Annotated in this window: 16 protein-coding genes and 2 pseudogenes; all 18 read right to left on the reverse strand. The window is 34.3% G+C overall.

Going from position 1 to position 23528, the window contains the following annotated elements:
* Window positions 1–175: 175 nt before the first annotated feature.
* Window positions 176–4485 (reverse strand): annotated as a pseudogene (locus HMPREF3264_RS07275) (PolC-type DNA polymerase III).
* A gap of 252 nt (window positions 4486–4737) precedes the next feature.
* Window positions 4738–6440, reverse strand: a pseudogene (locus tag HMPREF3264_RS07280) (proline--tRNA ligase).
* A gap of 19 nt (window positions 6441–6459) precedes the next feature.
* Window positions 6460–7746 carry an RIP metalloprotease RseP gene (rseP, locus tag HMPREF3264_RS07285; RefSeq protein WP_070872732.1) on the reverse strand — a complete coding sequence of 429 codons (1287 nt, stop codon included), beginning with the start codon at window positions 7744–7746 and terminating at the stop codon, window positions 6460–6462.
* A gap of 240 nt (window positions 7747–7986) precedes the next feature.
* The gene (locus tag HMPREF3264_RS07290) at window positions 7987–8769 is read right to left on the reverse strand and encodes a phosphatidate cytidylyltransferase (RefSeq protein WP_002442562.1); all 783 of its coding nucleotides are present in this window, start codon (window positions 8767–8769) and stop codon (window positions 7987–7989) included.
* A gap of 3 nt (window positions 8770–8772) precedes the next feature.
* Window positions 8773–9543: an isoprenyl transferase gene (locus HMPREF3264_RS07295; protein ID WP_037541408.1), complete on the reverse strand. Its 771-nt coding sequence runs from the start codon at window positions 9541–9543 to the stop codon at window positions 8773–8775.
* A 283-nt stretch (window positions 9544–9826) separates the two neighbouring features.
* Window positions 9827–10381 carry a ribosome recycling factor gene (frr, locus tag HMPREF3264_RS07300; protein ID WP_070872733.1) on the reverse strand — a complete coding sequence of 185 codons (555 nt, stop codon included), beginning with the start codon at window positions 10379–10381 and terminating at the stop codon, window positions 9827–9829.
* Between the two features lie 16 nt (window positions 10382–10397).
* Window positions 10398–11120: a UMP kinase gene (gene pyrH, locus HMPREF3264_RS07305; RefSeq protein WP_002436299.1), complete on the reverse strand. Its 723-nt coding sequence runs from the start codon at window positions 11118–11120 to the stop codon at window positions 10398–10400.
* Between the two features lie 137 nt (window positions 11121–11257).
* The gene (gene tsf / locus HMPREF3264_RS07310; RefSeq protein ID WP_002442557.1) at window positions 11258–12136 is read right to left on the reverse strand and encodes a translation elongation factor Ts; all 879 of its coding nucleotides are present in this window, start codon (window positions 12134–12136) and stop codon (window positions 11258–11260) included.
* A 153-nt stretch (window positions 12137–12289) separates the two neighbouring features.
* Entirely contained in the window at window positions 12290–13078 is a 789-nt protein-coding gene (gene rpsB / locus HMPREF3264_RS07315; RefSeq protein ID WP_002442555.1) for a 30S ribosomal protein S2, read from the reverse strand.
* 251 nt (window positions 13079–13329) lie between these two features.
* On the reverse strand, window positions 13330–14103 hold the full coding sequence (gene codY, locus HMPREF3264_RS07320) for a GTP-sensing pleiotropic transcriptional regulator CodY (RefSeq protein WP_037541406.1): 774 nt from the start codon (window positions 14101–14103) through the stop codon (window positions 13330–13332).
* Between the two features lie 22 nt (window positions 14104–14125).
* The gene (gene hslU, locus HMPREF3264_RS07325) at window positions 14126–15529 is read right to left on the reverse strand and encodes an ATP-dependent protease ATPase subunit HslU (RefSeq protein WP_002442550.1); all 1404 of its coding nucleotides are present in this window, start codon (window positions 15527–15529) and stop codon (window positions 14126–14128) included.
* An 84-nt stretch (window positions 15530–15613) separates the two neighbouring features.
* Window positions 15614–16156, reverse strand: coding sequence for an ATP-dependent protease subunit HslV (hslV, locus tag HMPREF3264_RS07330; RefSeq protein WP_002442548.1), 543 nt, complete (start codon window positions 16154–16156; stop codon window positions 15614–15616).
* 3 nt (window positions 16157–16159) lie between these two features.
* The gene (gene xerC / locus HMPREF3264_RS07335; protein ID WP_037541405.1) at window positions 16160–17050 is read right to left on the reverse strand and encodes a tyrosine recombinase XerC; all 891 of its coding nucleotides are present in this window, start codon (window positions 17048–17050) and stop codon (window positions 16160–16162) included.
* A gap of 233 nt (window positions 17051–17283) precedes the next feature.
* A complete protein-coding gene (gene trmFO, locus HMPREF3264_RS07340) occupies window positions 17284–18591 on the reverse strand; it encodes an FADH(2)-oxidizing methylenetetrahydrofolate--tRNA-(uracil(54)-C(5))-methyltransferase TrmFO (protein WP_070872735.1) in 1308 nt (435 codons plus the stop codon).
* Window positions 18592–18617: 26 nt separating this feature from the next.
* Window positions 18618–20693: a type I DNA topoisomerase gene (gene topA / locus HMPREF3264_RS07345; RefSeq protein WP_176746836.1), complete on the reverse strand. Its 2076-nt coding sequence runs from the start codon at window positions 20691–20693 to the stop codon at window positions 18618–18620.
* A gap of 177 nt (window positions 20694–20870) precedes the next feature.
* Window positions 20871–21743, reverse strand: a complete 873-nt coding sequence (gene dprA, locus HMPREF3264_RS07350) for a DNA-processing protein DprA (RefSeq protein ID WP_070872738.1) — start codon at window positions 21741–21743, stop codon at window positions 20871–20873.
* A 263-nt stretch (window positions 21744–22006) separates the two neighbouring features.
* The gene (sucD, locus tag HMPREF3264_RS07355; protein ID WP_070872739.1) at window positions 22007–22915 is read right to left on the reverse strand and encodes a succinate--CoA ligase subunit alpha; all 909 of its coding nucleotides are present in this window, start codon (window positions 22913–22915) and stop codon (window positions 22007–22009) included.
* 21 nt (window positions 22916–22936) lie between these two features.
* The coding region (locus tag HMPREF3264_RS07360; protein WP_371106823.1) for a succinate--CoA ligase subunit beta at window positions 22937–23528 on the reverse strand (592 nt) is incomplete at its 5' end.

Genomic DNA, 23528 nt, shown 5'->3' on the forward strand with positions numbered 1-23528 from the left:
CTCCTTTTTTGGCAAATAGAAAAGAGCGGGTATATGCCCACTCTTCTGCCTGAGTTTAATCATTTTTTACACAATTTAAGTATATCATAACTATTGATACTAAACAAATTTCATCAGATGTAGATAGTTGTGTTGTGATTTATTTGTATTTAAAAAAATCTTTTTCATTAAATCATTACATATCAAAGATTGAAAGTTGTGCTTTATCTGGTAAGTCAGGTAATGAGCCCATTTCATCTAAGTAATCAATAACTTTTTGAGATAAACCGGCCTTCTTATTTAAATCTTCTTTAGATAAGAATGGTCCTTCCTCACGTGCTTCTACAATTCGTTTGGCAACATTTTCACCTAGTCCTGGAACTGCCACGAATGGTGGGATAAGCGTATCTCCTTCAATAATGAAGTCAAACGCCTGACTTTTTTCTAGACTGATGGGTTGCATACGATAACCACGATGTGCCATCTCATTCATAATCTCAAGTACAGTTAACACGTCTTTTTCTTTTTTACCTAAATCCATATATCTTGAATACATGTCTTTAACTGTATTACGAATACTTGTTTTATCTTTAATCATAGTAATGAGATCAAAGTCAGAGGCTCTGATCGTAAAGTATGCTGCATAGTAATATAATGGATGATGAACTTTGAAATAAGCAATTCTAACCGCCATAAGTACATAAGCAGCCGCGTGTGCTTTCGGGAACATGTATTTAATCTTACGACAAGAATCTAAATACCAGTCTGGCACATCATTTGCCTTCATCGCTTCAACCATTTCATCAGTTAAACCACGACCTTTACGCACAAATTCCATCGTTTTAAATGCCATTGATGGCTCTAAACCAGCATACATAAGATAAACCATGATATCGTCACGACAGCCTATAACGCTTGATAAGTCACAAATACCTTGTCTTATTAACTCTTGCGCATTTCCAAGCCATACGTCAGTACCGTGAGATAATCCTGATATTTGAACAAGTTCTGAAAATGTCGTTGGCTTTGTATCTTCCAACATTTGTCTAACAAACCCTGTACCAAATTCAGGAACACCAAAAGTTCCTGTCTTACATAAAATTTCATCTTCCGTAACACCTAGACTTTCAGGGCCACTGAAAATTTGCATCGTGTCTTTATCATCAACTGGAATTGTTTTAGGATCTATGCCAGACAAGTCTTGAAGCATACGAATCATCGTTGGATCATCGTGTCCAAGTATATCGAGTTTAAGTACATTATCATGGATAGAGTGGAAGTCAAAGTGTGTTGTCATCCAAGCCGCACTTTGGTCATCCGCCGGGAATTGAATCGGTGTGAAATCATAAATATCCATGTAATCTGGTACTACGATAATCCCCCTGGATGCTGACCTGTTGTACGTTTGACACCTGTACATCCTTTGACTAATCTATCAATTTCTGCACCACGCTTATGAATGCCTTGGTCGTTCAAGTAGCCTTTGACAAATCCGAATGCTGTTTTTTCTGCTACTGTACCTATCGTTCCAGCACGGAATACTTTGTCTTCACCAAATAGTACTTTCGTATAGTTATGTGCATTCGGTTGATATTCACCACTAAAGTTTAAGTCAATATCAGGTACTTTGTCCCCTTTGAATCCTAAGAATGTCTCGAAGGGAATATCCTGTCCTTCCTTAATTAAATCATTTCCACATGTTGGACATTTTTTATCGGGAAGGTCAAACCCTGAACCTACGGAACCATCATCGAAGAACTCACTTGTCTTACAATGAGAACAGATATAGTGCGGTGGCAATGGATTAACCTCAGTGATTTCAGTCATCGTTGCTACGAAACTTGAACCTACGGAACCACGAGAGCCTACTAAATATCCATCATCGAGTGATTTCTTAACCAAACGTTGGGAAATTAAATAGATAACTGAGAATCCGTTACCGATAATACTTGCCAATTCCTTCTCTAATCTATCTATAACAATTTGTGGTAAGTCTTCACCATATAATTTTTTAGCATTAGAATAGCTTAACTCACGAATTTCATCATTCGCGCCTTCCATTCTCGGAGTGAACAATTTATCTTTAATTGGCACGACTCTCTCAATACGATCAGCTAACTCGTTTGTATTTTTTACAACAATCTCGTGCGCTTTTTCCTCTCCTAAAAAGTGAAACTCATCTAACATTTCATCAGTTGTTCTAAAATGAGCTTCTGGTAATGTAGAACGATTCAATGGATTACCTGGTTGAGAAGCGATTAATATTTTTCTCGCTATCGCATCATGTTCATATAAATAATGCGCATTACCTGTTGCAATAACTGGGATGTTGGCACTTTCGCCAGCTTCAATTAATCGCTTATAAATCTCAATCAATGTTTCTTTATCTCTAATCAATTCTCTATCCATTAAATCTTGATAAAGGGCTGGCGGTTGAACTTCGATAAAGTCATAATACTTTGCAATTTTTTCAACTTCTGATTGATCTTTCTGCATTACTGCAGTAAATAACTCACCTTCGTCACATGCGGTTCCCACTAATATTCCTTCTCTATATTCATTTAAAAGAGAACGCGGAATTCGTGGAGTACGATAATAATATTGAACTAAAGAGGCACTAACAATCTTAAATAAGTTTTTAAGTCCTTCTTGGTTTTGAACGATTAATGTGACATGTGATGGTCGAGCTCTTTTATATGCATCTTCATTCGTAAGTTTTTTATTAATTTCGTTATGGTTGTTAACACCTAGCTCCTTCATTTGTTGAACCATTTTAATGAAAATGTAGGCCGTAGCCTCTGTATCATAAATGGCTCTATGGTGTTGTGTGAGTTCGACGCCATACTTTTTAGCAAGGAAATTCAAACCATGTTTACCATACTCTGTATTAATCGTACGAGAAAGTTCGAGTGTATCAATAACACCGTTTGTTGATGGACCGAAACCTAAACGTTCATAACCTGTATCGATGAAGCCCATATCGAATGACGCATTATGCGCTACAAAAATGGCGTCTCCAACCCATTCTTTAAATTCAGTTAATACTTCTTCAATTTCCGGCGCATCTGTCAGCATATCATCAGTAATATGCGTCAAATTAATGATTGTTTCTGACAAACGTTCGTGTGGATTACTAAAACGTTCAAATTTATCAATAATTTCACCATCATGTACTTTAACTGCTGCTAATTCAATAATTTTATCGTACTGATTGGATAGACCCGTTGTTTCAACGTCGAACACAACATACGTCGCATCTTTTAAATTACGATCTGTTGGTTTGTATGCAATAGGAACGCCATCATCAACAAGCATGCCTTCCATACCATAAATCATTTTCAAGCCGTGTTTCTCAGCAGCATTATGCGCATCTGGAAAGGCTTGTACAACATTGTGATCCGTGACCGCAATCGCAGAATGTCCCCATTCCGCAGCTTGTTCAACATATGAACTTATATTTGGAATACCATCCATTTGACTCATCGCTGTATGTAAATGAAATTCAACACGTTTTTCGTCTGCTTTATCTCTTTTCGGAGTTTTCTTGATTTCCTCAATGTCAGACATCATCATCACTAAATCACGAACGAATGAATCTTCTTCAATTCGACCTTGAGCTCTTACCCATTTACCTACACTAAGTGCTTTGAAATGATCTAAATCATCTTTATTTTTACGTGTAAACATTTTTAAAACTAGAGAATCCGTATAGTCTGTAACTTTGAGTTCTACAATATGACGTCCGCTTTTTAATTCTTTTAAGTTAATATCGAAGATAACGCCCTCAATGGCTACTTTAAATTCTTCTTCAATGATAGACTCAATTGAACGCAGATTTTCAACTTGGATAGGCTTACCAATTTGACATTTATCAACAGTACTTTCGTTGTTGTCCTGTTGTTTGGCTTTTTCAGCTTTCATTTTTTCTAATTTCTCAGTTGCTTCTCTAGCGCTTTGTTCATCTTCTTGTTGAATATGCGCTTCTAAAGATGCTAAATCATCATCATGGTTTGACGTATCCGTTTCAAATACAACTTTATCGATATTGAAACCGCATTTTTGGAATGCTTTTACTAAGCTGCCGTTACACGCTTTATCGAAGTGATTACGTTCAATATCATTAGAAACTAAAACTTTAATGACGTTGCCAGACATAATCAACTTCTTCTGTTTAAGTTGACCTTTTACTTTAGGTGATAATCCAGTTTGATCAATACAATGGGCAAAATATTTTAATGCGTGTTCATCTTGGTTATGCGTGTCTTTAATTGAGAAATGTATTGTAACCGTGGCTATTTCTTTAAATTCTTCTTCAATTGCATGAGTAAATAATAGATAATCTTCATGAGAGAGAAAGCGTGGTAATGAAATTTGAAATTCCCATGTTCTGTTTTTGTTGGAGACATCAATGCGAGTCAGCTCTCCTTCTTGAAGAATGTCAGACTCTAATTGATTCGATATTTTAATTTGATCGGCAAGTACTTTGAATTTTTCTTGATTTGTCATTGCCAAAATAATAACCACCTTAAATATTTAATACTTTTACTAAAAATAATTTAACGTATGCTTTATTTGGAAATATTTCGATTTTTATGCAAAAGTGTTAAAGCAAATTTGATTCATATTATACTACTCATTGAGTTAATTTTCATGAGAAATTGATTGAAATTTAAACAATAAAGAAGAGCAGGTTAGAATCCTTATTTAAGAATTCGTCATCCTGCCCTATTTAAGTTATTACAATCATTTCATCATTGCTTATTTTAAATTTTCATATAAACTTTTTAAATAGTTTTCTAAATCATCAATATGGACGTCTTCACTTTCACCGTTTAAGCGTTGTTTAACTTCCACGATGCCTTCACCAGCTCTTTTACCGACAACAACACGGAGTGGTAGACCAATTAGATCGGCATCATTGAATTTCACGCCTGCTCTTTCTTGTCTGTCATCGTAAAGAACATCGTATCGTCCATTCAGTTGAGAATAGAGTTGATTACCTAATTCACGTTGCTCATCCTTTTAGGATTAATCGTAATAAGGTGTAATTCAAAAGGTGTCACTGATTTAGGCCAAATAATACCATTCTCATCGTTATTTTGTTCAACAATTGCACTAAGTGTTCTAGAGATACCAATACCATAACAACCCATAATTAATGGTTGCGCTTTACCTTGGTTGTCTAAGAAAGTCGCATTCATAGCTTCTGAATATTTTGTTCCTAATTTGAACACTTGCCCTACTTCGATTCCTTCAGCAAATTGAGCTTCTCCAGAACCATCGCTTAGCATTTCGCCTTCTAAAATAAATCTAAAATCACCATATTGATCAATTTCAAAATCTCTTCCAACATTCGCATTCACATAATGATAACCGTCTTCATTAGCACCTACGACAAGATTATTTAAGTCTTGAACATAATTGTCTGCATAAATTTTAATTTCTTTATTATGGATAGGGCCAAGAGAACCTGGATTTGCGCCTACAAGATTTACAATTTCATCTTGAGTAGCCATTTCTACATGGTCTGTTCCAAAATATGATTTTAATTTAACATCATTTAATTCATGATGGCCTCTAATAAGAACCATGATGAATTCGCCATCCACTTTGAATATCATTGTCTTAACAATTTCATCTAGCGGACGATTTAAGAAATCTGCTAATTCTTGTGCAGTTTTAACATGAGGTGTTTCAATTTTTGTTAGTTCTGCTGTTTCGGTATGTTTTTTAGAAGGATGATAAACGACTTCTGCCTTTTCAATATTAGCAGCGTATTCACTTTCATTACTATAAACAATTGTATCTTCACCGATTTCACTTAATGCCATGAATTCATGTGTGTGATTCCCACCAATCGCTCCGGAATCAGCAACGACTGGACGTGCATTAATACCAACACGTTTAAAGATCCTGCTATACGCATTATACATGTCTTGATAAGTCGCATCTAAAGAAGCTTCATCTGCGTGGAAAGAATAAGCATCTTTCATAATGAACTCACGACCTCTAAGCAAACCAAAACGTGGTCTCTTTTCATCACGGAATTTAGATTGGATTTGGAATAATGTAAGAGGTAATCGTTTATATGATTTTAACTCATCTCTAACTAGAGATGTTACAACTTCTTCATGTGTAGGCCCTAATGCGAATTCTCGTCCATTTCTATCTTTTAAGCGCATCAATTCAGGACCGTATGCTCCCCAACGTCCAGATTCTTCCCATAATTCTGCTTGTTGTAATGCAGGCATTAGTATCTCTACCGCGTCTATACTTTCCATTTCTTCACGCACAATTTTAGAAATATTATTTAAAACGCGTGTTGCAAGTGGTAAATAACTATATATTCCACTGGTACTTTGTTTAATTAACCCTGCTTTAAGCAATAATCTATGGCTTAATGCTTCAGCTTCAGCAGGAACTTCTCTCATCGTTGGTATAAATACTTTAGATTGCTTCATTCTCTATTTTCCTCCCTAATTATAAGAAATACCGTTGTATGTCATTCCACGTCACTATTATCATAATGATAACTACAAATAGTGCACCTGTTGCAATAATTGCAGTTTCGGCTTTTTTATTTATTGGCTTTCTGAAAATGGCCTCATATAATACAAATAAGATTCGACCACCGTCTAACGCTGGTATAGGTAATAAATTCATGATACCTAGGTTTACACTCAATAGCGCTGTATAGCCTATTAAGTTTATAATACCAGACTTAACTACTGAGTCCACATTATGGTAAATACCTACAGGTCCATTGAGCATGTCGAATGAGAATCCACCTGTAAAGATGCTCGCAATCATACCAACAACCGCTGTAAAAATTAATTTACCTTTATCAAAGAAATTATAAATTCCATAGCTAATTGGCTTGAATATGCTATGTTCCGTCTTAGGTGCAAAACCAATTTGATAGCTCGTTTGACTCTTATTCTTGCTAATTTTAGTATTTACTTTTTTAGGTTCCAGTTGCATCGTTTTTGTATGATGATCTCTTTGAACTTTAATTGTTGTTTTAGATGTTTTGTTTTCATCTAAAACTTTTTTGATTTCACTAAAATCATTAATTTTTTGGCTACCGATTTGAACTATTTTATCACCTTTATGTAGTCCAGCTTCATCGGCAGGTGAATGCTTCACTACTTCTCCAATTGTATTCGTAGGCGTCCCTTGATAATATGCTAAACCTATAAATAGAACCAACGCTAAGATAAAGTTGAATAGCGGTCCTGCAAATAATGTTAAAAACTTAGGGAGTGGTTTCTTATGTGCAAATTGTCTATCTCGTGGTGCAATTTGAATAAGACTACCATTCTCTACGAAATATGCTTTTTTAGCTATAGGATAGTGATGTCTTTCATCGTCGTACGACGTAATTCCTTCAATATATAAATCATCTTTGAAGTCACATTTTTTAACTTCTATTGCTTCGATTTGTTGGAATTTATGTTGGTCATCTAAGATGATATGCGTAATTTCATCATTATCGTTTAATTTTATCTTCACGTTCATACCTGGTTGAACGGGTGGTTCTTCTAGACCATCACCAGCCATTCTGACATAACCACCTACAGGTAATAATCGTATCGTATATAATGTTTCATCTTTTCTAAAACTAAAAATTTTAGGCCCCATGCCGATAGCAAATTCGGGACACATGATACCTGCTCTCTTCGCAAAGAACATATGACCGTATTCGTGTACAGTTACGAGCACGCCAAATACGATGATAAATGCAACTACTGTTATTAAAATGCTCATGCGCTACACCTCTATTGATATTGTGTTTTAATTTTTAGAAATAATCTAAGCATTGTAATAAATTGGCAATATAAAACATTATAATACGCTTAGATTCATTCTCAAATTGATATGTATAGTTGTCGTTTGAAATTTAAAAATGTGGTAGTGATTAAAAGGAGTTAAGAAATATTGATTACGCCTCAATATCTCAATAACTCCTTTATTATAACATCTATTTTATTTTATAGACTGTGCGATTTAAATTTGAATTAATAAAATATTTAACAGTGGTAAAACAAACATGAAACTATCAAATCTGTCTAGAATACCACCATGCCCTGGAAGAATACGACCTGAATCTTTCACACCAAAATGACGTTTAAATCCAGATTCAACTAAATCACCTAATTGGCCAAACATACTCAATATGACTGTGATAAGTAATAAAAGCCAAATATTTAATTGGAAATTAACGAAGAATTGCATAATTAAAGGGACTAGCAAACTACAAATAATTCCTCCGATAAATCCTTCGATTGTTTTGTTCGGACTAATGACTGGCCAAAGTTTATGTTTACCCATTAAACGACCAAAAATATATGCCCCTGTGTCAGTTAACCAAACGATTAAGAATGCAAATAATATGTAATGTAAACCTTCTGAACGAGTTTCATAGAAATACATAAATCCAATACCTACATATGCTACTGTCATTAAACAAAATGCTGAATCCATGAAACTAAATCTATTTTTAGATAATACAGTATAACTTAGCAGTATAAAACTCATAGCAATTAAACTTTTGAGTTGAATCGTTTGAACCCATTCTCCCGCATCTTGAGGTAACATGATAATAATCAATGCGAGTGCACTGATCAGTCCTGGTATAGATAAGAATTTGATCATATTCATGTTTAATAATTCTTTTAAAGCAATTAATGCTAACAAGTAAGCAAATAGCATTAATACCATGCCACCTTTAAGAAGGATAGGCAAGAATATTAATAAGGCTATAATTGCAGTTAATGTTCTTACTTTCATACTCTACTCCTCACTTAATCCCCCAAAACGTCTTTGGCGTGATTGATAAATTTTTATACATTCTTTCAATTCATTCTCATCGAAATCTGGCCATAACTTCTCATTGAATATAAATTCACTGTATGAAGCTTGCCAAATTAAAAAGTTACTAATTCTCTGCTCACCAGAGGTACGAATTAATAATTCTGGATCAGGATAATTGTGAGTCATTAAATGCTTATTAAATAATTCTTCATCTATAGCATTAGCACTTTGATTATTGGTTTGTAATTCTTCATAAATCTCTTTCATACTCTGAATAATTTCTGCACGTCCACCATAATTTATAGCAAAAACAAGTGTTAGGCCTGTATTATGTTTTGTCTTGTCTTTGGCATAATCAATTGCTTCAATTGTGGATTTAGGTAATCCATTATTAAACCCAATCGTTTCGACTTTAACATTTTTCTCAATTAATTCTGGTAAAAATGTCTTAAGGAAATTAACAGGCAAATTCATAATATAATTAACTTCGCTTTCAGGTCTAGACCAATTCTCAGTAGAGAAAGCATAAAGTGTTAAGTACTTAATACCAATATTACTCGCTTCTCGAGTAATTTTCTTGATTGTTTGCATCCCTTCATAATGGCCTTTAATACGTGGCATTTTACGTTTTTTAGCCCATCGACCATTTCCATCCATAATGATAGCAACATGTTCAGGTATATTATGTAAATCTAAATCATTGTCTAGATTATTCTCAGTTTTATTTTTATTTTTTAGCTTTTTAAACATGGTCTTTCCTCCGAGCCTGATCATCTCTGTTTTATTCTATACGTTAATTAAACAATCATCTATCATTTTATCATACTCATTTATTCCATTGAATAAGCAAATAAAAAAACTGTACCAAAGTCCTACTCGGTACAGTTTAGACTAAAAAGATTATTGGTGTCTAGAGGAATAGTTATAAAAACAACTATACATTTAAATCAATTGATATGATTTTATTATTATGACCATATAAGGTGTCCTATGACATCAATATCTTAAATATTTTATTTTTGAAATTATGTGATTAAACAGACATAATATCTTTTTCTTTGTCATCTATTAATTGGCCAATTTCTTTAATTGAATTATCAGTAGCTTTTTGAACATCATCAGTTTGACTTCTTAAATCATCTTCAGTGATGTCTCCATTTTTCTCTTGTTTTTTAAGATGATCATTGATGTCGCGACGAATGTTTCTAATTGAAACTTTTGCATCCTCACCAATTTTTTTAACATCTTTAACTAATTCTTTACGTCTTTCTTCAGTAAGAGCAGGAACTGAAATACGAATTACTTCGCCATCACTAGTTGGATTGACACCTAAATTTGCTGCGATAATCGCTTTTTCGATGTCATCTACAGAAGTTTTATCGTATGGTGAAATCACTAACAAACGTGCTTCTGGCACACTAATACTTGCTAGTTGTTGAACAGGCGTTGGCGCGCCATAGTAATCAACAGTTACACCGTTTAATAAGTTTGAATTTGCTCTACCTGCACTAATATTAGCTAATTCACGTGATAAGTTGTCGATAGATTTTTGCATTCTAGCTTTTGTATCTTTAATTATGTCACTCATTTTTTACACCTCTAGATTATTTTGTAATCAACGTTCCGATTTTTTCACCCATTACGGCACGTTTAATATTTCCTTCTTCCATAATTGAGAATACATTTAATGGAATATTATTGTCCATACAGAATGATGAAGCTGTTGAATCCATTACTTGTAATCCTTCTTGTAACATTTGTATATGTGTTAAATGTTCATATTTAACGGCATTTTCATCAACTTTAGGATCTGCTGAATATACGCCATCTACATTATTTTTACCCATTAAAATTACATCTGCTTCTACTTCAGCCGCACGTAAAGCTGCTGTTGTATCTGTTGAGAAGTAAGGGTTGCCAATACCAGCTGCAAAGATAACAACGCGTTTTTTCTCTAAGTGTCGAATTGCACGACGACGAATATATGGTTCAGCAACTTGTTTCATTTCAATAGAAGTTAAAACACGTGTATCACAATCTAACTGTTCTAAGCTATCTTGTAAAGCTAAAGCATTCATCACAGTCGCTAACATACCCATATAGTCAGCTGTACCGCGATCCATACCTAAGTCACTACCTGTTTTACCTCTCCAAATATTTCCGCCACCAACGATAACTGCGATTTCACAGTCCATTTTAGCAACTTCAGCAACTTGTTTTGCTACACTTTTAATGATGATTGGATTAATACCAAATCCTTTATCACCTGCTAATGCTTCACCACTCAATTTCAAGACTACACGTTTATATTTAGAAGTTTGAGCCATTTTCTTATCCTCTCTATAGTAAAAATATGTAAAAATATATAAGTAAAGAAGACACGGATGGCTTCTTTCTATAGCTATGCAACTAATAGAAAGGAAACGTAATAGGTGTCTTCTTCCTTGTTAAACTTTATGACAGATTATTTCATTTGTCCTTTAACTTCTTCAGCGAAGTTTTCTTCGCGTTTTTCCATTCCTTCGCCTACTTCATAGCGAACGAAGTCAGCAAGTTGACCACCTTTTGATTTTAAGAATGCTTCAACTGTTTCATCTGGGTTTTTAACGAAGTTTTGATCTACAGCACAAATTTCTTGTAAATATTTACGTAAACGACCTTCAACCATTTTTTCAACGATATTTTCTGGTTTACCTTCGTTTAATGCTTGTTGTTTTAATACTTCTCTTTCGTGGTTGATTTCTTCTTCGCTTACTTGATCAGAAGAAACATATTTAGGGTTGATTGCAGCAATGTGCATAGCTACATCTTTAGCAGCTTCTTCATCAGTAGAACCTTCAACAACAGTTAATACACCGATGCGTCCACCCATGTGTAAGTATGCACCAAATGCATCATTGTCAGTTTTAGTTCTGATAGCAAAACGACGAATGCTTAATTTTTCACCAATTGTAGAGATAGCTTCTTTCATTCTTTCATCAACAGTTTTACCATTAGATAATTTAGTTTCCATTAAAGCATCAACTGTTTCAGCTTTACTATCAAGAATTTGGTTAGCAATTTCTTTAACTAATTCTTGGAAACCTTCATTACGAGCAACGAAGTCAGTTTCAGAGTTGATTTCAACGATTGCTGCTTCGTTTCCTTTAACTTCTACGTGTACAAGACCTTCAGCTGCGATACGGTCAGCTTTTTTAGCTGCTTTAGCAATACCTTTTTCACGTAAGTAGTCGATTGCTTTATCGATGTCTCCATCAGTTTCAGTTAGCGCTTTTTTACAATCCATCATACCTGCGCCTGTTTTTTCACGTAATTCTTTAACAAGTTTTGCTGAAATTGCCATTAATTATTCCTCCAATGTATATAATTGTATTTATTGATATACCCAAATTTTACCATTATTTTAGGTTATATTTCCAATACTCTATAATTATTTATTTTACTTTTAAAAAAAGGTGATAAGCATTAGTATCTTATCACCCATTTAAACTATATCTTAGTTTGATTCAACAGAAGTGTTGTCTTCAGTTGTTTCTGCTTGTTCAGATTCTTCTTTTTCATCTAAATTGATGTTTTGTTCTGCAGCTACTTCTTCATTAGATACACCTTGTTGACCTTCTAAGATAGCATCTGCCATTTTACCAGTTAATAATTTAACGGCACGGATAGCATCATCGTTTGCTGGGATAACGTAATCGATTTCATCTGGATCACAGTTAGTGTCAACAATACCTACGATAGGAATATTTAATTTACGTGCTTCAGCAATAGCGTTGCGCTCTTTACGAGGGTCAACAACGAATAATGCTTGAGGCATTGATTTCATATCACGAATACCGCCTAAGAATTTAATTAAACGGTCATATTCTTTTTTAAGTTCAACAACTTCTTTTTTAGGTAATACTTCGAATAAACCGTCTTCTTCCATTTTCTCGATTTCAGAAATACGTTTAATTCGTTTAGAGATTGTTTTGTAGTTAGTTAAGATTCCACCTAACCATCTTTGGTTAACGTAGAATTGACCAGCACGTTCTGCTTCAGCTTTAACTGATTCTTGTGCTTGTTTTTTAGTACCTACGAATAAGACTTTACCGCCATCTTCAGATACTTGTTTGATGAAGTTATAAGCTTCTTCAACTTTTTTCACTGTTTTTTGTAAATCAATGATATAGATACCATTTCTTTCAGTGAAGATATATTTTTTCATTTTTGGGTTCCAACGGCGTGTTTGGTGACCGAAGTGAACACCGGCTTCTAGTAATTGTTTCATTGAAATTACTGCCATTTTAAAATTCCTCCTATTGGTTATTTACCTCCATAACTAACTCATATAAAGACAAATAGATTTATTTGCACCCTCTATATTTTAATTAATTATGTGTGTATTGACTTTATAGCCGTCATTTAATATATCATAACTCACCTTGAAACGCAATGACTTTCTAACAAGATCATCACAATGAATTTATGAACAAATTAAAAGAGTATCGCTTTTCAATTGCTGACACTCTTTTAAACTTCTCATATCTAATTCGCTTATTTTGTTCTTTCTAATTCATCAAGGAATTTTTCTTTTTTAACTTTAATGAAAGTACCTTTCATACCTAGTGAGCGTGATTCGATGACGCCGGCACTTTCTAATTTACGTAATGCATTGACAATAACAGATCTAGTGATTCCAACACGATCAGCTACTTTAGATGCAATAAGCAACCCTTCATTTCCACCTAATTCTTCAAAGATATGTTCGATTGCTTCTTTCTCAGAATAAGAAAGCGAATTAATCGCCATTGTGATTGCAGCTTTATCACGAGCTTCTTTTTCAACTTCATTATGTTTCTCACGTAAGATTTCCATACCTATTACAGTTGCAGCGTATTCACCTAAAACTAGGTCGTTCTCATTGAAATCGTCTTGAACGCGACCTAAAACTAATGTTCCAAGTCTTTCTCCTCCACCTAAAATTGGGAAAATCGTTGTTCTACTATTTTCAAATACGTCTCTATTTTCAGGAGGGAAAACAGTTAACACATTATCAATATCAATGTTAGATTGCGTTTGTTTTACGTCCATAAGTTGTTCAGTATATTCAGTTGGAATATGTCTTTCTTCTAACATATTTATGATTCGGTCACTCTTTAATAATTCGTTAAGACTCGACCCTAAAATTTTACCTCTTCTCGAAACGATAAATACATTTGTTACGGTAACACTACTAATAGTTTGGGCAACATCCTTGAAATCTACTGCAATGCCTTTATGTTTTTGTAATAACGTGTTTAATTCTCTAGTTTTAGATAATAAGCTCATAATTTTTCTCCTTCTATTTATATTATAAAATAAATGCACTTAAATCCTTATTCGTTGAGATTGTTTTTAGTTTATCGTCAACATATTGTGGTGTTATGTCTACAACAGCATGTGGCATGTTTGGTGCTTCAAATGATAAATCTTCAAGCATTTTCTCTAAAATTGTGTGTAATCTACGCGCACCGATGTTGTCAGTATCCTGATTGACTTGGTACGCAATTTCAGCTAAGCGTTTAACAGCTTCTTCAGAGAAGTTGACTGTCACTTCTTCTGTTTGAAGCAATGCTTCATACTGCTTGATTAAAGACAATTTAGGTTCAGTTAGAATTCGAACAAAGTCATCAACTGAAAGGCTTTCCAGTTCCACTCTAATTGGGAAACGACCTTGCAATTCTGGAATCAAATCACTAGGTTTTGATACGTGGAATGCACCAGCGCCAATAAATAGCATGTGTTCAGTATTTACAGTACCATACTTCGTTTGTATCATGCTACCTTCAAGAATTGGTAAAATATCTCGTTGAACCCCTTGTCTAGAAACATCTTGACCACTATTTTGATTATTTGTCGCAACTTTATCGATTTCATCAATGAAAATGATACCCATCTGTTCTGCAAGCTCTAGTGCCTCTTGATTTGCAGTTTCTTGATCAATAAGTTCGTCAGCATAGTCATCAGCAAGTATTTTTCTAGCAGTTTCAACTGAAACTTCACGTTCTACCTTTTTCTTAGGCATCAATTGGTTCATCATATCTTGCATTTGTTGATTTTGATTCGTGCCTAACATGCCCATAGCTGCTGGATCTTGTTCTACTTTAATTCTTACTTTTTCTTTTTCAAGTTTACCTTCATCTAATTGCTTTTTAATTTCAGAACGTTTAGTTTTAATCTCTTCAGTAGGTGGTTCTTCCTCTTCTTCATTATTTTGTCCGAAGTTTGGAATCGCACCTCCAAAAAGATTCTCTAGAGGGTTATTACCTTGAGAAGCTTTTTTCTTCATGCTTGGAACTAACAATTTAACAAGTTTGTCGTTAGCTTTTGAAATAGCTTCGTCTTTAACTAAAGCTTTCTTCTCCTCTTTAACCAAGCGCACGGCTACGTCTACTAAATCTCTGACCATACTTTCAACATCTCGACCTACATAGCCTACTTCAGTAAATTTAGTGGCTTCAACTTTGATGAATGGTGCACCAACAATTTTCGCCATACGACGAGCAATTTCGGTTTTACCTACACCTGTTGGCCCTATCATCAGAATATTTTTAGGAGCAATTTCTTGTTTAGCTTCTTCGTCTAATAAACTTCTTCTATAACGATTTCTTAACGCAATTGCTACTTTTCTTTTAGCATCATCTTGTCCTACTATATATTCATTTAATTTAGATACGATATCTTTTGGAGTTAATTTAATTCCATTAGTATCCATGTTTTACATTCCTCCATCTTGCTACTTTGTATCAGTCATTCATTTCCATTATTTCTTAAAATTAAACTACAACATTAACCGATACTACAACGTTTCAACAATAATGTTATCATTCGTAAACACACAAATGTCGGCTGCGACTTTTAAACTTTCATAAGCCATTTCCTTAGCAGAAAGTTGTGACGCATGACGTTTAAGTGCACGGCCTGCACTCAACGCATAATTACCTCCTGAACCGATTGCGATTAAGTCATCATCTGGTGCAATCACTTCGCCTGTACCACTTACAACGAGAATAGCGTCTTTATTCATTACGATAAGCATCGCTTCTAATTGACGTAATTGTTTATCTCCACGCCATTCTTGTGCTAATTCAACTGCTGCTCTTTCAAGATTACCGCTAAATTGTTGAAGTTTTGTTTCAAACTTTTCGAATAACGTAAATGCATCAGCAACGCTTCCAGCAAAGCCAGCTAACACTTTACCTTCATAGAGGCGTCTCACCTTTCTAGCAGTTTGTTTCATAATAACTTGCTGACCTAATGTGACTTGACCATCACCTGCCATAGCCGCTTCACCATTATGACGGACAGCATATATTGTTGTTGCATGTAAAGAATTACTCATAAATTACTCTCCTTTTTTTGCTCGAGGATGTGCGTTTAAATATACCTTACGAAGTTGTTGGTTTGAAACATGGGTATAACGTCCAGTTGTTGATAAGTTTACGTGTCCTAAGAGGGATTGTACTGTTCTTAAATCAGCACCTTGATTTAACAAATGCGTCGCGAATGTGTGTCTAAGCTTATGTGGATGAATATCAGTCACTCCCGCAGTACGTTTGACAACATCGTTGAGTACGTATCTCACACCACGTTCAGTTATCGGTTCGCCTTTCATATTAACAATTAAATATTCATGATCTACCGCTTTTCGTGGCTGAAATTCATCTAAGTATCTCTCAATACTTTGCTTACAAAATTCGCCAAATGGGATAAAACGTTCTTTATTACCTTTACCTAATACCTTGACACCAGGCAAATTCATATCTATATCTTTAATTTTTATATTAACTAATTCAGACACACGTATACCTGTTGCATATAACAACTCGATAATAACCCTGTCTCGCATGCCCTTAGTACGATCTTGCTCTACAGTTCGAAATAGTGCTTCCATTTCCTCTTCGTAAAAGAATTGAGGAAGATACTGTTCTTTCTTAGGGTGTACAAGTTGAACAAAGGGGTTTACTACAGATTCATCTTGAGTCATCCAATATTCATAGAAAGTACGTAATGTTGAAATTTTTCTTGAAACAGTAGTCCTTTTTAAATTATTTGAATATAAATAAGACAAATAATTTCTAGCATCTTTATATTCAAAAGTAGTTAACTCTAAATGTTCACTATTTAAAAATTCATTAAACTGAACTAAATCATCATGATATGATTTCAAAGTATATTCAGAAAAATTTCTTTCTACCTTTAACATATATAAAAATGTTTTTTGGATTTCATTCAATATAATTCCCCTCCATCATATTGCATTGTAGCATATGAATGATAGGGCATACAGTAATTTGATAACCAATTCAAAATCTTTAGAGAATTAATGTCAAAAATTTTATAAATCTTTCAAATATACAGTAAAATAGCATTATTTATTTTTTTGATAAAAACCTATGCTTTTTCGACAAAACAACAAAAAAACTAGGTAGCAAATTTAATCTACTACCCAGTCTGTCTATTCTACTTTTAAAGTGTTTGCTTATAGTTGTCGAGATATTCTAAAGCTCTGTTCGCTTGAGCCTCATATCTTTCCTTTTTGTCTTTAATACGTTTTTCTAATGATGGTAATAAACCGAAGTTTGCATTCATTGGTTGGAAGTTTTTCTCGTTCTTAGCATGAGAAATATAATAAGCCATACTACCTATCATCGTTTCTCTTGGGAAAATGACTTCACCTTTACCTGCAAGTTTGTGAGCAAGGTTAATCCCAGCAACTAAACCACTTGCGGCACTCTCTACATAACCTTCTACACCAGTCATTTGGCCTGCAAAGTACAAGTTTTCATGCCCTTCAAGTTCGTATTTTTCATTTAATACATCCGGTGAGTTAATAAATGTATTACGGTGCATTACACCATATCTAACTATATCCACATTCTCTAATCCCGGGATAAGACGAATAACTTCTTTTTGAGCTCCCCATTTTAAATGTGTTTGAAAGCCAACAATATTATAAAGTGTGCCAGCTGCATCATCTTGTCTTAATTGTACAACTGCATAAGGGCGTTTACCTGTTTTAGGATCTTCTAATCCAACCGGTTTCATTGGACCAAATAACAACGTTTTACGTCCTCTTTCTGCCATAACTTCAAATGGCATACATCCTTCAAAATATGTTTCTTTTTCAAACTCATTGACTGGTGCTACTTCTGCTTCTAAAACAGCATCATAAAATCTATTAAATTCTTCTTCAGTCATAGGACAGTTTAAATATGCCGCTTCACCTTTGTCATAACGAGATTTAAGATACACTTTATTCATATCAATTGTTTCTTTTTCAACAATTGGAGCAGCAGCATCATAAAAATAAAGTTGATCTTTACCAGTAATATCAACAATTTCTTGCGCTAAATGTTCTGTAGTGAGTGGACCCGTAGCAATAATAGTATAACCTTCAGGTATACTATTAACCTCTTCATTTAAAACAGTAACATTCGGATGATTTCTGAGTGTATCAGTTATATAACCAGCAAAATCATGTCTATCTACTGCTAAAGCTCCTCCAGCAGGAACACGCGCCTTGTCTGCAGCTTGTATAATTAGAGAGTCTAGACGTCTCATTTCTTCTTTAAGTACACCAACCGCATTTGTAAGAGAATTCCCTCTCAATGAGTTTGAACATACAAGCTCAGCAAATTTATCAGTATGGTGTGCAGGTGTTTGTTTAACTGGTCGCATTTCAATTAAGTTAACTTTTATTCCACGTTGCGCTAATTGATACGCAGCTTCCGAACCAGCTAAACCAGCCCCAACGACATTAACCGTTTGAGTCATCATTTTCCTCCTAATTTTAAATTTATCTATTTTTGAACTTCTTCTTGATAGTCACAATTTGAACATACAACTTGACTACTTCTACCTTTTTTCTTATCAACTAAGTAATGGTTACATTTTGGACAATCTCTGCCAACTGGTTTGTCCCAAGAAATAAAGTCACAATCAGGATATCTGGAACAACCATAAAAGACTCTGTTCTTTTTGGATTTACGTTCTACAACGTCTCCTTCATTACATTTTGGACATTTCACGCCTATAGATTTAACAATAGCCTTTGTATTTCGGCAATCAGGGAAATTCGAACAAGCCATAAATTTACCATAGCGTCCCATTTTGATTACCATCGGAGCACCACATACTTCACAATCTTCTCCAGCAGGCTCATCTTTAATTTCTATTTTCTCCATTTCTTCTTCAGCGCGCTCAACATCTTTTTTGAAACTATTGTAGAAATCACCAACAACCTTACGCCAATTCATGTCACCTTCCGCAATTTTATCTAGTAATGTTTCCATATTAACTGTAAACTCTACATCAATAATTTCTGGGAAGTATTCTTTCACTTGCTCATAAACGATTTCTCCTAACTCGGTAGGAACAAAACGTTTACTTTCTAATTTAACGTAATTTCGTTTTTGAATGGTATCTATTGTTGGTGCATAAGTAGAAGGTCTACCAATTTTCAACTCTTCTAAAGTTTTAACTAAACGTGCTTCAGTATAACGAGGAGGTGGTTGAGTAAAGTGTTGAGCAGGTTCGATTTGAGTAGCTGTAACTTTATCTCCTTCCTCAAGTTTCGGAAGTTTGTTCTCTTTCTCATTATCTTTGTCATCTTTAGCTTCCACGTACAACGTCATGAAACCTTTAAATTTAATAGTTTGTCCGTTAGCTCTGAATTTAATGTCATTCTGAGTGACGTCTAACGCGATAGTATCTAGTATAGCTGGTGCCATTTGACTTGCTACAAATCGTTCCCATATCAATTTATACAAACGATGTTGATCTCTAGTTAAATATGGTTTCATATCATCTGGTGTTCTTAAAGCACTTGTAGGTCTAATTGCTTCGTGAGCATCTTGATCACCTTGTTTACCAGTTGCCTTACGTTTTGAAATATACTCTTTACCGTATTTATCAGTAATATAATTCTTCGCCTCAGCTTTTGCTGAGTCAGATATACGAGTAGAATCCGTACGCATATAAGTGATTAAACCAATAGTACCCTGACGTTTTAAATCAATACCTTCATATAATTGTTGTGCCAACATCATTGTTTTACGTGCTTTAAAGTTTAATTTACGTACAGCTTCTTGTTGAAGCGTTGATGTGGTGAATGGATTTGCTGGATTACGTGTTTTTTCTTTCTTATTTACATTCGTAATTTCAAATTGATCTCCATCCAGTGCTGCAGTAATCTTTTCAACATCTTCTTTTTTATTTAATTTATATGGCTTATTTTTATAATGAAGGAATTTGGCATTAAATTTAGATTTTTTATATCTGAATTCGCCTTCAATTGTCCAATATTCTTCAGGTTTGAAATTTCTAATTTCATTTTCTCGATCGATAACCAAACGAAGTGCTACTGATTGGACACGTCCTGCAGATAATCCCTTCTTCACTTTCTTCCATAGAACAGGAGAAATATTATAGCCTACTAATCTATCTAAAATACGACGGGCTTGTTGAGCATCCACGAGTTCCATTTCAATTTCTCTTGGATGTTTAAAACTATCTTTAACCGCATCTTTAGTAATTTCATTAAATACGACTCTGTTTTCTTTTGAATCTTCTAATTCTAAGATTTTTGATAAATGCCAGGCAATCGCTTCACCTTCACGGTCAGGGTCACTTGCAAGAAAAACTTTTTTTGCCTTCTTCGCATGTTTCTTTAAATCTTTGACGACCGGCCCTTTACCGCGAATTGTAATATATTTTGGTTCATAGTTATCTTCAGTGTCCACACCCATTTGACTTCTAGGTAAGTCACGAACGTGTCCCATTGAAGCAATAACTTTATATCTTTTTCCTAAATATTTTTCAATGGTTTTAGCTTTTGCAGGCGATTCAACTATGACTAAATTATCTGCCAAAGTGATTTCCCCCTTGCAAATTGAATTACTAAAGATAAATGATAAACGCTTAATTTTGTGTTTGTCAACGTTTTAATTTTTAATTTCCAATTTTGTTTGAAATATTATTAATTTTGTCACATAAATCTTTAACTAATTTAATACATGTCTACACTGATTAATCGCAAGTAACTCAATGTCTGTCTAGAATGTATAGTCTGATAAAATGCTGCTTTCATCTAATACGACTTGAGCACCTTCTTCTAATCTAAGTAAATTTCCCTTTGTCATTTGATTAAACATGGATCCAGGTAACACATACACATTTCGATTTTGTTCTAAAGCACAATCAACAGTAATTTGACTGCCACTTTTTTCTTCAGCTTCCGTAATAAGTAAGCCACGTGAAAGCCCACTTATCAATCTATTTCTTTCTGGAAATTTATACTTACTGATTGCTGAGTGAGGAGGATATTCACTTAATACTAATCCACTTTTTTCAATCTTATCTCTTAATTGATATGTGGATTGAGGATAGTGATAATCATGACCGAATCCCAGAACTCCTATGGTGGGTAAATGGTATTTGAGAGCGACTTGATGCGCTACACTATCTGCGCCGTATGCTAAACCCGAAATTATAGTCATTTGAATTTGTTGAAATGAGGGAAAAAGATACTCTAAAGCTTGTGTCGTATATGAAGTAGATTTACGAGAGCCGATTACAGCTAATGTATGAGGTTGATTAAACAATTGTTTGTTTCCTTTATAAAAAATAACGTAAGGAAAATGATAGATTTCTTTGAGAAGTAAAGGATAATCTTTGTCAAAGTAAGTCACATATTTTAGTTTTATACGTTTCATATAGTTGTATAAATACTCAGTTTTTAGCATTTTAAATTGATCAAGTTTTCTTTGCAATGCGTGGGAATTTTGTTTTAATACCCAATCTTTTATAATATCCATTCTTGTTTGTTCATTTTCCAAGGAAAAGTTAGGATGAAAATCAATGATTTGATGTACTTGCATTGTAGTGAAATTAGCCCAATAAAGTTTTAATAAAGTGTGTTGAATCAATGGCATTACTCCTTTAAGAGTATTATAGCTGATGATTCAAGAATATGTTGTTACTGTTTAAATACATTTAGCTCTTATTATTTAATGGAATTGTAAGGAGTAATTTTCAAATATGTTAATTTCTAATCAAATGATTTAAATTCTAGATGATAAAACGAGTTTCTACTATTATATATAGTCCTTATAACTTTTAAGATATGCCCATATAACTTAAAAAGCCCGAACCCTAATAAGAGTTCGAGCTATCAATCATAACTTTTTAGTTATTTATCAACTGTTAATAATTCATCATAAATTCCAGCTTTTTTAGCTGATTCAATTAATGTTGTACCAATTTCTGATGGAGTATCTGCAGTTTCTACACCACAATCATTAAGTGTTTTAATTTTTTCATCTGCAGTACCTTTACCGCCAGAAATAATCGCACCAGCATGACCCATACGTTTACCTGGAGGTGCTGTTTGACCACCGATGAAGCCTACAACTGGTTTATTCATGTTTTCTTTAATCCATTGTGCAGCTTCTTCTTCCGCAGTACCGCCGATTTCACCAATCATAACTACTGCTTTGGTTTCAGGATCTTCATTAAATTCTTTTAATACGTCGATAAAGTTAGTACCGTTAACTGGGTCACCACCGATACCAACAGCTGTTGTTTGACCGATACCTTCTTCAGTTAATTGATGTACTGCTTCATAAGTTAATGTACCTGAACGAGATACAACGCCTACGTGACCTTTTTTGTGGATGTAACCAGGCATGATACCGATTTTACATTCATCTGCTGTGATAACACCTGGGCAGTTTGGTCCTACTAGACGTGTTTTACGACCTTGTAAGTAACGTTTAACTTTAACCATGTCTACAACAGGAATATGTTCAGTAATACAAATTACCATATCTAAATCAGCTTCAGCCGCTTCTAAAATTGAGTCAGCAGCGAATGGTGCTGGAACATATACTACAGATACGTTAGCGCCAGTTTCATTTTTAGCTTCTTGAACTGTATTATATACTGGAACACCTTCTACAACTTGTCCACCTTTACCAGGTGTTACCCCTGCGACAATTTGTGTTCCATAATCAAGCATTTGTTTTGTATGGAAAAGGGCAGTAGACCCTGTGATACCTTGTACCATTACTTTCGTATTTTTATCAATAAATACACTCATCTTAGTGCTCCCATCCTTTCCTTACGCTTCTTTGACAAGTTTAACAATTTTTTGTGCGCCTTCAGCCATTGTAGCTGCTGGTTCGATTGCTAAACCTGAATCGTTTAAGATTTCTTTACCACGTTCAACATTTGTTCCTTCTAAACGTACTACTAAAGGTAAAGTTAATTCTACTTCTTTAACTGCTGCTACGATACCTTCTGCGATAACGTCACATTTCATGATTCCACCAAAGATATTTACAAAGATACCTTTAACATTGTCATCACCTAAGATGATTTTAAATGCTTCAGTAACTTTTTCTTTAGTAGCACCGCCACCAACGTCTAAGAAGTTAGCTGGATTTCCACCAAAATGATTAATAGTATCCATTGTTGCCATAGCTAAACCTGCACCGTTAACCATACAACCAATGTCGCCATCTAAAGCGATATATGATAAATCATATTTAGATGCTTCAATTTCTTTTGGATCTTCTTCTTCTAAATCACGTAATTCAACGATATCTTTATGTCTGAATAAAGCGTTGTCGTCGAAGTTTAATTTAGCGTCTAGAGCTAATACTTGTCCGTCACCAGTAGTTACTAGTGGGTTAATTTCTACGATAGAGCAA

Origin of the sequence: Staphylococcus sp. HMSC62A08, assembly GCF_001839105.1 — a bacterium.
GTDB classification, from domain to species: domain Bacteria; phylum Bacillota; class Bacilli; order Staphylococcales; family Staphylococcaceae; genus Staphylococcus; species Staphylococcus caprae.

What these genes read in the sequence shown, in the direction of transcription:
- rseP (WP_070872732.1), bottom strand. Translation starts at nt 7,746, where the DNA reads ATGAGCATTTTAATAACAGTAGTTGCATTTATCATCGTATTTGGCGTG.
- HMPREF3264_RS07290 (WP_002442562.1), bottom strand. Translation starts at nt 8,769, where the DNA reads ATGAAAGTAAGAACATTAACTGCAATTATAGCCTTATTAATATTCTTG.
- HMPREF3264_RS07295 (WP_037541408.1), bottom strand. Translation starts at nt 9,543, where the DNA reads ATGTTTAAAAAGCTAAAAAATAAAAATAAAACTGAGAATAATCTAGAC.
- frr (WP_070872733.1), bottom strand. Translation starts at nt 10,381, where the DNA reads ATGAGTGACATAATTAAAGATACAAAAGCTAGAATGCAAAAATCTATC.
- pyrH (WP_002436299.1), bottom strand. Translation starts at nt 11,120, where the DNA reads ATGGCTCAAACTTCTAAATATAAACGTGTAGTCTTGAAATTGAGTGGT.
- tsf (WP_002442557.1), bottom strand. Translation starts at nt 12,136, where the DNA reads ATGGCAATTTCAGCAAAACTTGTTAAAGAATTACGTGAAAAAACAGGC.
- rpsB (WP_002442555.1), bottom strand. Translation starts at nt 13,078, where the DNA reads ATGGCAGTAATTTCAATGAAACAATTACTAGAAGCCGGTGTTCACTTC.
- codY (WP_037541406.1), bottom strand. Translation starts at nt 14,103, where the DNA reads ATGAGCTTATTATCTAAAACTAGAGAATTAAACACGTTATTACAAAAA.
- hslU (WP_002442550.1), bottom strand. Translation starts at nt 15,529, where the DNA reads ATGGATACTAATGGAATTAAATTAACTCCAAAAGATATCGTATCTAAA.
- hslV (WP_002442548.1), bottom strand. Translation starts at nt 16,156, where the DNA reads ATGAGTAATTCTTTACATGCAACAACAATATATGCTGTCCGTCATAAT.
- trmFO (WP_070872735.1), bottom strand. Translation starts at nt 18,591, where the DNA reads ATGACTCAAACGGTTAATGTCGTTGGGGCTGGTTTAGCTGGTTCGGAA.
- sucD (WP_070872739.1), bottom strand. Translation starts at nt 22,915, where the DNA reads ATGAGTGTATTTATTGATAAAAATACGAAAGTAATGGTACAAGGTATC.